Origin of the sequence: Nonomuraea antimicrobica (assembly GCF_039536965.1) — a bacterium.
Taxonomy (GTDB): Bacteria; Actinomycetota; Actinomycetes; order Streptosporangiales; family Streptosporangiaceae; genus Nonomuraea; species Nonomuraea antimicrobica.
In genome coordinates, this window is the sequence record NZ_BAAAZP010000077.1 from 113,653 (window position 1) to 124,734 (window position 11,082).

The following is an 11,082-nucleotide window of genomic DNA, read 5'->3' on the forward strand; positions in this document are numbered from 1 at the left end:
GGTAAAGTTCGCAGCGTGAAATTCGTTGTGCAGGTGCGGCTTTTCCCCACGCCCGCCCAGGAAGCGGCGCTGGCGGACACGCTGCGCCTGTGCAACGAAGCGGCGAACCTGGTCTCCCGGATCGCGTGGGAGACGAAGACGTTCCGCAACTACGACCTTCGGGTGCACACCTATGGCGAGCTGAAGAACATGGGCCTGTCGGCCCAGCCCGCCCAGCACGTCATCAAGAAGGTCACCGACGCCTACACAACGGTGAAGGCCCAGGCGAAGGCGAGGCTCCGCAAGCCCCTCACCAAGCCGATCGGGTTCCGCCCGGACGCGGCGCAGCCGTTCGACGACCGGTGCCTGTCCTGGCAGGTTGAGGCCCGCACCGTGAGCATCTGGACGACCGGCGGCCGGATGAAGGGTGTCGTGTTCGGCTGCTCCGACGACCAAGCCGCCGCGCTGGCCTCCTACCGCAAGGGCGAATCCGACCTGATCCTCCGGGACGGCATGTGGCTGCTGATCGCCACCTGTGACGTCCCGGACACCGACGTCACCGAACCCGACGGGTTCCTCGGCGTGGATCTCGGCATCGCCAACATCGCCACCACCGACGACGGCAAGCGCCACTCGGGCAGGCACCTCAACGCGGTCCGGCACCGCAACCGGGAACTCCGCCGCCGCCTCCAGGCCAAGCAGACGAAATCCGCCAAGCGCCTGCTCAAGCGCCGCCGCCGTAGCGAGTCCCGGTTCGCCCGGGACGTCAACCACGTCATCTCCAAGACCATCGTGACCGAGGCTGCACGCACCGGACGCGGTATCGCCCTGGAGGACCTCCAGGGCATCCGCGACCGGGTACGGCTCCGCAAGCCCCAGCGGGTCACCCTGCACTCGTGGTCGTTCCACCAGCTTGGCCAGTTCCTCGCCTACAAGGCGGCACGCGCCGGTGTCGCTCTGGTCTACGTGGACCCCGCCTACACCTCGCAAGGGTGCAGCCGTTGCGGCCACATCGACAGACGCAACCGGCCCAACCAGGAAACCTTCGCCTGTACGTCGTGCGGCTTCGCTGAGCACGCCGACGTCAACGCAGCCCTCAACATCGCCTCACGCGGTGTGGTGGGCTGGGCTGCTGTCAACCAGCCGAACGCGGCCTGACACCTGACCTCCAGTCAGGACGAGGAGCTGCAAGCTCGGGCCTTCAGTTCAGGCCCGAGTCGTTGACGGGTAGCGGCGAGGGGTGTAGACGACGCCGTTCTCCGCGACGCGGGTCGTGGAGGAGCCGACGATCAGCAGGCAGCGCATGTCCACCCGCGCCGGGTCCAGCTCGCCGAGCGTGGTGACGGTGACGCTCTCCTCCGGGCCGCCGACGTCGCGGCCGATCACCACGGGAGTGGCCGGTGCGCGGTGCTCCAGCAGCAGGTCCCGGGCCGCGGCGACCTGCCACGTACGGCTGCGCGAGGCCGGGTTGTAGATCGCCAGCACCAGGTCCGCCCGCGCGGCGGCGGTGAGCCGGCCGGCCACCACGTCCCACGGCTTGAGCAGGTCGGACAGCGACAGCACGCAGTAGTCGTGGCCGAGCGGCGCGCCCGCCCTGGCGGCCACCGCCTGGGCGGCGGTCAGCCCGGGGACGACCCGGACCGGCACCCCGGGGAAGTCGGCCGCGGCTTCGAGCACGGCGCTGGCCATGGCGAACACGCCCGGATCGCCAGACGACACCACCGCCACGCGGGCGCCGTCGCGGGCCAGCTCCAGCGCGTGCCTGGCGCGTTCGGCCTCGACCCGGTTGTCGGTACGGTGGCGGCGCTGGCGCGGGTTGGGGGCCACGCGGTCCACGTACGGGCCGTACCCGACGAGGTCCGTCGCCGCCGCCAGCGCCTCCTGTGCCTCCGGGGTCAGCCACGGCCGCCCGGCCGGGCCCAGGCCGACCACGGCCACCTCACCCCGCCCCTCGGCCACCGGCCGTTCGGGGACGAACGTGCGCTCGGCCGGGCTGGCGAGCAGGGCCAGCGAGAAGTACGGGACCCCGCCCGGGTCCACGTCCTTGAGCGGCGCGACCCGCTCGGCGTCCATGGTGGCGCGCTCGACGTACCAGGCGTCGTCGAGGCGGCCCGCCTCGGCCAGGGCGTCGCGGACCTTCTCGAAGGTCCTGCCCAGCTTGAGCACGGCGGCGGAGTCGGTGTCGCGCAGCCGTTCCGCCAGCACCTGCGCGGGCAGCGTACCGGGCAGGACGGTCAGCACCTCGTCCCGTTCCACCAGCGGACGCCCCAGCACGGCGGAGGCGGCGCTGACCGAGGTGACGCCGGGCACCACCTCGGTCGGGTAGCGATGGGCCAGGCGCTTGTGCAGGTGCATGTACGAGCCGTAGAAGAGCGGATCGCCCTCGGCCAGCACGACCACCGTCCGGCCGGCGTCCAGGTGGGCGGCCAGCCGCTCGGCGCAGTCGGCGTAGAAGTCGTCGAGCGCGCCCTGGTAGCCGCCGGGGTGGTCGGTGGTCTCCGTGGTCAGCGGGTAGAGCAGCAGCTCCTCGACCTGTCCCGCGCGCATGTACGGCAGGGCGATCGAACGGGCGATGCTGCGGCCGTGCCTGGCGGCGTGGTACGCGATCACGTCGGCCTCGCCGATCAGTCGGGCCGTCCTGACCGTGACCAGCTCGGGGTCACCGGGGCCGAGGCCGACCCCGTACAGGCGTCCTGTCATCGCGCTCACTCCGTCTCGCTGGCGATGGCGTTGACCGCCGCCGCCGTCATCGCACTGCCGCCGCGACGGCCGTGCACCACCAGGTACTCCAGGTCGCTGTCCGCCAGCGCCTGCTTGGACTCGGCCGCCCCGATGAACCCGACGGGGATGCCGAGCACGGCGGCCGGTCGTCCCGATCCCGCGGCGACCAGCTCCAGGAGCCGGAACAGGGCGGTCGGCGCGTTCCCGATCGCCACCACCGCGCCGTCGAGCCGGTCGCGCCACAGCTCCAGGGCGGCGGCGCTGCGGGTGGTGCCGAGCCGTTCGGCCAGCTCGGGCACGCGGGGGTCGCCCAGCGTGCACAACACCTCGTTGTCCGCGGGCAGCCTGCGCCTGGTCACGCCGGAGGCGACCATCATGGCGTCGCACAGCACCGGGGCGCCGCCGCGCAGGGCCGCGCGGGCCCGCGCGACCACCGAAGGCGACCAGGCCAGGTCGGTGACCAGGTCGGTCATGCCGCAGGCGTGGATCATGCGCACCGCCACCTGGGCCACCTCGGGCGGCATGCCCGTGAGGTCGGTCTCGGCGCGGATGGTCGCGAACGAGCGCCGGTAGATCTCGGCGCCGTCGCGGAGGTAGTCGGTCACTCCTGGCGTTCCTCGTATCCGTCAGTGGTTGCGATCATCTGGACGACCCGGCCGCGCGGCAGACCGCAGCGCCGCTCGCAACCGGCCCAGTGGACGGGTGTCCCGGGGACGCCCGCCAGGCTCTCCACCCAGCGCCGCGCGTCCGCCCGCACGTCCGCGAGCGCCTTCGCGCAGCCGGGACGTCCGGTGCAGGCGGTGACCGCGGACCACGGGGAGTCCGGGTCGGTGACGAGGCCCGCGGCGTCGAGTGCCTTCGTGGCCCGGTCCGCCTCGGCGGGGGAGAGGTCCAGCAGCACGGCGGTCCGCCAGGGGGTCAGGCGGACGGGGTGACCGGCGTCCGCGAGCGTCCTGGCCTGGGCGGGCGTCAACCGGCCGAGCGGCACCACGGCCTCGACCGCCACCCGGCCGTCCCACTGGGCGACCCGCCCCGCCCGCCGCCCGCCGATGGCGGCGGGTGGCCGCAGACCGGGGAGACTGCTGGCCGGGGGCGGGGTGTCGCCGCGCAGGCGGGCGGTGATCCGGGCGGGGCCGTTCGCCAGCTCGTGGACGCGCCAGGCGCGGGGAGCGTCGCCGGGCCGCTCGTCGAGGAACGCCTCGGCGGCGCGGATCATGAGCGGGATCGCCGAGCCGGGGCCGGTGGTCAGCCCGGTGTCCGTCCCGGCCAGCAGCAACCGCCCGTCACGCGGCCCCGTCGCCGCGAACGTGACGTCCGCGCCGAGCCCGATCACGTCGCCCGTGCCGTCGTCCAGGGCGAACAGGAACCGCCCCGGTAACCCGGCCAGCCGGGGACGCGCGCACAGCGCACGGTCGAGGGCGTCCGCCGGCGCGAGCACGTCCAGCAGCCCAACCGGCCCGCGCCCGCTCAGCGGGGAGGCCACGATGTTGCGCACCCGCTCGTGCGCGGGCGACGGCAGCAGGCCCACCGAGGCGATCCGCCCGGCGAAGACCTCGGGCCGGCTCAGCCCTCTCACCTGCACGTTCGCTCGCGACGTCAATTCGAGCACGCCCGTGCCCAGCTCGGCCGCGCACGAGGCCAGCTCGTGGAGCTGCGCGACGGAGACCGCGCCGCCGGGCAGGCGGACGCGGGCCAGCGGTCCGTCGGCGGCCTCGTGCACCTGGAGCGCCCCCGGACAGGCGTCGGGACGCACGCGTCCGGAAAAGTCAGCTATGGGCACGATGAGGAGCGTAACGCCACTTATGGGGTCGTCGCTCCTGCCGTAAGCTTCGCAGTAGGCGATGGCAATGGGAGGAAGCCGGTGCGAAACCGGCGCGGTCCCGCCACTGTGACCGGGGAGCGAACCCCACCACGAGGCCACTGCCCGGCGACGGGTGGGAAGGCCGGGGTGAGCGTTGATCCGGGAGCCAGGAGACTCCGGCCGTCGCGTCACCCACGACTGGGGCGAGGACCCCGAGGGAGGAATGCGTCGTGCCTGGCGACCGCCGTACCGTCCTGCTGCTCTCCACCTCCGACACCGACCTGCTGAGCGCGCGCGCCAGTGGCGCGGGCTACCGGCTGGGCAATCCGGCCCGGCTGACGGCCGAGGACGTCCCCGGTCTGGTGGCCGGAGCGGACCTCGTCGTGGTACGCCTGCTGGGCGGGCGCAGGGCCTGGGAGGAGGGCCTCGACGCGCTGCTGGCCGGGTCGCGTCCGGTGGTGGTGCTGGGCGGGGAGCAGGCGCCCGACGCCGAGCTGATGGAGCTGTCCACGGTCAGCGGCGGGGTCTGCGCCGAGGCGCACGCCTACCTGGCGCACGGCGGAGCGGGCAACCTGGCGCAGTTGCACGCGTTCCTGTCCGACACGGTCCAGCTGACCGGTCACGGGTTCGAGCCGCCCGCGGCGGCGCCCTCCTGGGGACGGCTGGAGCGTCCCGCCCGGTCGCAGAGCGGTCCGGTGGTGGGGGTGCTCTACTACCGGGCGCACCACATGGCGGGCAACACCGCGTTCGTCGAGACGCTGTGCGCCGCCGTCGAGGACGCGGGCGGGCAGGCGCTGCCGATCTTCTGCTCCTCCCTGCGTACGGCGGAGCCGGAGCTGCTCGACACCCTGCGCACGGCGGACGCGCTGGTCGTCACCGTGCTCGCGGCGGGCGGCTCGCGCCCGGCCACCGCCGGCGCGGGCGGCGACGACGAGGCATGGGACGTGGGCGCGCTGGCGGCCCTCGACGTGCCCATTTTGCAGGGGCTCTGCCTGACCACGTCCAGGCGGGCTTGGGAGGAGAACGACGACGGGCTGTCGCCGCTGGACGCCGCCTCGCAGGTGGCGATCCCGGAGTTCGACGGGCGGATCATCACGGTGCCGTTCTCGTTCAAGGAGGTCGACAGGGACGGGCTGACCGTCTACGTCGCCGACCCCGAGCGGGCCGCCAGGGTGGCGGGCATCGCCGTACGCCACGGCCTGCTCCGGCACACCCCTCCGGCGCGGCGGCGGCTGGTCGTGATGCTGTCGGCGTACCCGACCAAGCACTCGCGGGTCGGCAACGCCGTCGGGCTGGACACGCCCGCCAGCACCGTCCGGCTGCTGGCCCGGCTCGCCGAGGCGGGCTACGACCTGGGCGACGGGTTCCCCGGCGTGTTCCCCGGCGCGGCCGAGCAGGACGGCGACGCGCTCATCCACGCCCTGATCGCCGCCGGTGGGCAGGACCAGGACTGGCTGACCGAGGAGCACCTGGCGGGCAACCCGGTGCGCATCTCCGCCGACTCCTATGAGCGCTGGTACCGTACGCTGCCCGCGGAGCTGCGCGAGCAGGTGGAGCGGCACTGGGGGCCGCCGCCGGGGGAGCTGTTCGTCCACGAGGGCGACCACGGGAAGGACATCGTCCTGGCCGCACTGCGGGCCGGAAACCTGGTCGTGATGGTGCAGCCGCCGCGCGGCTTCGGCGAGAACCCGATCGCCATCTACCACGACCCCGACCTGCCGCCCAGCCACCACTACCTGGCCGCCTACCGCTGGCTGTCGGCCGACTTCGGCGCGCACGCGATGGTGCACGTCGGCAAGCACGGCAACCTGGAGTGGCTGCCCGGAAAGTCGGCAGGCATGTCGGCCGCCTGCGGCACGGACGCCGCACTCGGCGACCTGCCGCTGATCTACCCCTTCCTCGTGAACGACCCGGGAGAGGGCACCCAGGCCAAGCGGCGGGCGCACGCCGTGCTGGTGGACCACCTGGTGCCGCCGATGGCCCGCGCCGACACCTACGGCGACATCGCCCGCCTGGAACAGCTCCTGGACGAGCACGCCACGATCGCCGCCATGGACCCGGCCAAGCTGCCCGCGATCAGGGCCCAGATCTGGACGCTGATCCAGGCCGCCCGGCTGGACCACGACCTCGGGCTGACCGATCGGCCGCACGACAGCGAGTTCGACGACCTCATCCTGCACGTGGACGGCTGGCTGTGCGAGGTGAAGGACATGCAGATCCGCGACGGCCTGCACGTGCTCGGGCAGGCGCCGGTCGGGCAGGTACGGGTGGATCTGGTGCTGGCGATGCTGCGGGCCCGGCAGATGTGGTCGGGCAGGGAGACGCTGCCCGGGTTGCGCGAGGCACTGGGGCTGGCCGAGGACGGCACGGCGGCCCTGGGGGCGGTCGACCGGGCGGAGGCCACGGCGCGGGCGCTGGTGGAGGGCATGGAGGAGCGCGGCTGGGCGGTGGACGCGGCGGCGGAGGTGGCCCGTGCCGTCCTCGGGGACCCTCCGCGGGAACTCGGGGACCTTCCGCAGGAACCCGGGTACCTCCCGCAGGAGCGCGGAGACCTTCCGCAGGAGGAGCGCGGGGACTTCCCGCAGGAGCGCGGGGACCTTCCGCGGGAAAAGGTCGAGCGGGTGCTCCGCTTCGCCGCCACCGAGATGGTGCCGCGCCTGGCCCGCACCACCGACGAGCTGGACCACGTCCTGCACGCCCTGGACGGCGGCTACGTCCCGGCCGGGCCCAGCGGCTCCCCGCTGCGCGGCCTGGTGAACGTGCTGCCGACCGGCCGCAACTTCTACTCCGTCGATCCCCGCGCGGTGCCCAGCCGCCTGGCCTGGGAGACCGGCCAGGCCATGGCCGACTCCCTGCTGACGCGCTACCGCGCCGACACCGGCGAGTGGCCGCGCTCGGTCGGGCTGTCGGTCTGGGGCACCAGCGCCATGCGTACGGCGGGTGACGACGTGGCCGAGGTCCTGGCGCTGCTCGGCATCCGCCCGGAATGGGATGAGGCGTCGCGCCGGGTCACCCGCCTGGAGCCGATCCCCCTCGCCGAGCTGGGCCGCCCGCGCATCGACGTGACGGTCCGCATCAGCGGGTTCTTCCGCGACGCGTTCCCGCACGTGGTGAGCATGCTCGACGACGCCGTACGGCTCGCCGCGGGCCTGGACGAGCCGGACGAGGACAACTACGTACGCGCCCACGTGACCGCGACCGGCGGCGACGAGCGCCGGGCGACCATGCGGATCTTCGGCTCGGCCCCCGGCGCGTACGGCGCCGGGCTGCTGCCGCTCATCGACAGCCGCAACTGGCGCGACGACGCCGACCTGGCCGAGGTGTACGCGGTGTGGGGCGGCTACGCCTACGGCCGCGACCTCGACGGCGTCGCCGCCCGCCCGCAGATGGAGGACGCCTACCGCCGGATCGCCGTCGCCGCCAAGAACGTCGACACCCGCGAGCACGACATCGCCGACTCCGACGACTACTTCCAGTACCACGGCGGCATGGTCGCCACCGTCCGCGCGCTCACGGGCAAGGCCCCGGCCGCGTACGTCGGCGACAGCACCCGCCCCGACGCCGTACGCACCCGTACGCTGTCGGAGGAGACCTCACGGATCTTCCGGGCGCGGGTGGTCAACCCGCGCTGGCTGGCCGCCATGCGCCGCCACGGCTACAAGGGCGCCTTCGAGCTGGCCGCCACCGTCGACTACCTGTTCGGCTACGACGCCACCACCGGCGTGGTCGCCGACTGGATGTACGACAAGCTCACCGAGACCTACGTGCTCGACCCCGAGAACCAGGAGTTCATGGCCCGTGCCAACCCCTGGGCCCTGCACGGCATCGCCGAACGCCTGCTGGAGGCCGCCGAGCGCGGCATGTGGCAGCACCCCGACCCCGAGATCCTGCGCGGCCTGCAGGAGGTCTACCTCAAGACCGAAGGCGACCTGGAGGACGACACCAGCCGCTGAGCCAGGTGGGGCGCACCGGCCCAGTGCAGGTGCAGGTAGGACGCGGTCACGCCGGGGTCGCCGTAGCCGTCGTGGCCGCCGTCCCAGCGGAACAGCGGCTCGCCCGCGTACTCGGTGGCGGTGCGGTGGAACTCGTGCCCGCGCAGCCGCTCGCCCGCCCTCGTGAGCGGCGTACGGCGCAGCGCGACGGCGTCCCGGTAGCCGAGCGTCAGCCGGGACGTCATCCGCGCCCGGCCGGGGACGCGCCCGCACATGCGCCGGCCGTCCAGTTCGTCGCACAGGTACAGCAGCCCGGCGCACTCGGCCGCGATCGGGCCCGGGAAGGCGGCGACCTGCTCGCGCAGGGGTTCGTTGGCGGCCAGTTCGGCGGCGTACACCTCGGGGAACCCGCCGCCGATCACGAGCGCGCCGGTCCCGCCGGGCAGCCGCTCGTCGCGCAGCGGGTCGAAGACGGCCACCTCCGCGCCCGCCGCCCGTAGCAGTTCGACGTGCTCGGCGTACCCGAAGGTGAACGCGGCGCCGCCCGCCACCGCGACCACCGGCCTGCCGCGGGCCTCACGGTGCGGCGGCTCCCAGGCGGACGCGTCCAGAGCGGGAGCCGACCGCGCCAGCCGCAGCAGCGCGTCGAGATCGCACGAGCGGGACACCAGCGCGCCCAGCCGGTCCACGGCGGCGACCGCCTCGGCCTCCCGCTCCGCCGCGGGCACCAGCCCCAGGTGCCGGGACGGCGTGGACACCGCGTCGTCGCGGCGGATCGCGCCCAGCACCGCAACCCCCGCCGCGGCCAGCGCCGCCCGGCACAGCTCCTCGTGCCGGTCGGAGCCCACCCGGTTGAGCACCACCCCGCCCACCCGTACGCGCGGGTCGAACGTGGCGAACCCGTGCACCACCGCCGCCACCGACCTGCTCTGCCTGGCCGCGTCCACGACGAGGACCACCGGCGCGTCCAGCAGCCTCGCGACGTGCGCGGTCGAGGCGAAGTCCGTCACCCCCTTGCCGTCGAACAGGCCCATCACGCCCTCGACCACCGCCACGTCGCATCCCGCCGCGCCGTGCAGGAACAGCGGGGCGACGAGCGACTCCCCGACGAGCCACGGATCCAGGTTGCGCCCAGGACGTCCCGCGGCCAGCGCGTGGTAGCCCGGGTCGATGTAGTCGGGGCCCACCTTGTGGGGCGACACCCGTAGCCCGCGCGCCCGCAGCGCCGCCATGAGCCCGGTGGCCACCGTCGTCTTGCCGCTGCCCGACGACGGGGCGGCGATCACCAGCCGGGGGACTACCACTCGATGCCCTTCTGGCCCTTCTGCCCGGCGTCCATGGGGTGGCGTACCTTGCCCATCTCCGTCACCAGGTCGGCGGCCTCGACCAGCCGCTCGGGCGCGTCCCGTCCGGTGATCACGACGTGCTGGTTCCCCGGCCGGCTCGTGAGCGCCGCCAGCACGTCGTCCAGGTCCAGCCACCCCCACTTCAGCGGGTACGTGAACTCGTCCAGCACGTAGAACCGGTACGTCTCGGCCGCCAGATCGCGCTTGATCTGCTCCCAGCCCTCACGCGCGTCGGCCGCGTGGTCCTCCTCGGCGCCGGGCCGCTGGATCCACGACCAGCCCTCGCCCATCTTGTGCCAGGCCACCGCGCCGCCCTCGCCCGAGTCGCCGAGCACCCTCAGCGCCCGCTCCTCGCCGATGCGCCACTTGGCCGACTTCACGAACTGGAACACCCCGATCGGCCAGCCCTGGTTCCAGGCCCGCAACGCCATCCCGAAGGCGGCCGTGGACTTGCCCTTTCCAGGACCGGTGTGGACCATCAGCAGCGGACGGGTGCGCCGCTGGCGCGTGGTGAGCCCGTCGTCGGGCACCACGGCCGGTTTCCCCTGCGGCATGCTCAGACCGCCTTCCTGTGGTTGTGCGGGTTCCTGTGGTGCTGGAGGCTCCCGTGGCCGGTCCTGTGGTCGCGGACGGCCGTGCCGAGGTCGGTGAGTGAGTCGAGGGGGAGCAGCCGGGCCCGCAGCCGGGAGGCCAGCCGGACGGCCAGGCCGAGCCGGACCGGCCCGCTCTCGCAGTCCACCACGACCCCCGCCGTGCCCCGGAGCAGCGCGGCGGCCCGGTCCACGTCGCCGCCCGCCGTCGCGCGGCCGTCGGTCACCAGCACCAGCAGCGGACGCCTGGCCGGGTCGCGCAGCCGTTCCACGCGCAGCACCTCGGCCGCGCGCACCAGCCCCGCCGCCAGCGGCGTACGCCCGCCGGTGGGCAGGGAACGCAGCCGGGCCGCGCCCGCCTCGACCGACGACGTGGGCGGCAGCGCCACCTCCGCGCCCGCGCCCCTGAAGGTGATCAGCCCGATCTTGTCCCGCCGCTGGTAGGCGTCGAGCAGCAGGCTCAGCACCGCGGTCTTGACGGCGGTCATCCGCCTGCGGGCCGCCATCGAGCCGCTCGCGTCCACCACGAACAGCACGAGGTTGCCCTCCCGGCCCTCGCGTACCACCTCGCGCAGGTCGTCGCCGCGCAGCACCAGCCCGGGGCCGCGGCGACCGCGTTCCCGCTGGTACGGCGCCGCCGCCAGCAGCGTCGCCGGCACGTGCAGGTCGCGCACCGGGCCGGACGGGCGGCGTGAGCCGGTGCTCCGGCCGCG

Annotated in this window: 8 protein-coding genes and 1 riboswitch; of the genes, 2 read left to right on the plus strand and 6 right to left on the minus strand. The window is 74.1% G+C overall.

Annotated features, from left to right (window positions below):
- Window positions 1-15: 15 nt before the first annotated feature.
- Window positions 16-1,137 carry an RNA-guided endonuclease InsQ/TnpB family protein gene (locus ABD844_RS20485; RefSeq protein WP_344879932.1) on the plus strand — a complete coding sequence of 374 codons (1,122 nt, stop codon included), beginning with the start codon at window positions 16-18 and terminating at the stop codon, window positions 1,135-1,137.
- A 48-nt stretch (window positions 1,138-1,185) separates the two neighbouring features.
- Here ABD844_RS20485 and ABD844_RS20490 read toward each other — a convergent pair whose 3' ends face one another.
- The 3 genes from ABD844_RS20490 to cobG are packed head-to-tail and all read right to left on the minus strand — an operon-like array spanning window position 1,186 to window position 4,480.
- Complete coding sequence (locus ABD844_RS20490; RefSeq protein WP_344879935.1) at window positions 1,186-2,679, minus strand: precorrin-2 C(20)-methyltransferase; 1,494 nt, start codon at window positions 2,677-2,679, stop codon at window positions 1,186-1,188.
- Between the two features lie 5 nt (window positions 2,680-2,684).
- Window positions 2,685-3,305: a precorrin-8X methylmutase gene (locus ABD844_RS20495; protein ID WP_344879938.1), complete on the minus strand. Its 621-nt coding sequence runs from the start codon at window positions 3,303-3,305 to the stop codon at window positions 2,685-2,687.
- The gene (cobG, locus tag ABD844_RS20500) at window positions 3,302-4,480 is read right to left on the minus strand and encodes a precorrin-3B synthase (RefSeq protein WP_344879941.1); all 1,179 of its coding nucleotides are present in this window, start codon (window positions 4,478-4,480) and stop codon (window positions 3,302-3,304) included. Before cobG ends, ABD844_RS20495 begins: the two co-directional genes overlap by 4 nt.
- Before the next feature lie 24 nt (window positions 4,481-4,504).
- Window positions 4,505-4,696, plus strand: a riboswitch (cobalamin riboswitch).
- 35 nt (window positions 4,697-4,731) lie between these two features.
- Between cobG and cobN the strand changes: the two genes are divergently transcribed.
- Window positions 4,732-8,454 (plus strand): cobaltochelatase subunit CobN, encoded by a 3,723-nt coding sequence (gene cobN / locus ABD844_RS20505; protein ID WP_344879944.1) that lies wholly within the window; start codon window positions 4,732-4,734, stop codon window positions 8,452-8,454.
- Here cobN and ABD844_RS20510 read toward each other — a convergent pair.
- The 3 genes from ABD844_RS20510 to ABD844_RS20520 form a co-directional block, all read right to left on the minus strand.
- The gene (locus ABD844_RS20510; protein ID WP_344879962.1) at window positions 8,409-9,722 is read right to left on the minus strand and encodes a cobyrinic acid a,c-diamide synthase CobB; all 1,314 of its coding nucleotides are present in this window, start codon (window positions 9,720-9,722) and stop codon (window positions 8,409-8,411) included. The two genes, cobN and ABD844_RS20510, sit on opposite strands and share 46 nt — an antisense overlap.
- 8 nt (window positions 9,723-9,730) lie before the next feature.
- Window positions 9,731-10,333: a cob(I)yrinic acid a,c-diamide adenosyltransferase gene (cobO, locus tag ABD844_RS20515; RefSeq protein ID WP_344879947.1), complete on the minus strand. Its 603-nt coding sequence runs from the start codon at window positions 10,331-10,333 to the stop codon at window positions 9,731-9,733.
- 2 nt (window positions 10,334-10,335) lie between these two features.
- Window positions 10,336-11,082, minus strand: a 747-nt coding sequence (locus ABD844_RS20520) for a vWA domain-containing protein (protein WP_344879949.1), incomplete at its 5' end; no start/stop codon positions are given.

Coding starts and splice junctions, on each gene's coding strand:
- cobO (WP_344879947.1), bottom strand. CDS start 10,333: ATGCCGCAGGGGAAACCGGCCGTGGTGCCCGACGACGGGCTCACCACG.
- ABD844_RS20490 (WP_344879935.1), bottom strand. CDS start 2,679: ATGACAGGACGCCTGTACGGGGTCGGCCTCGGCCCCGGTGACCCCGAG.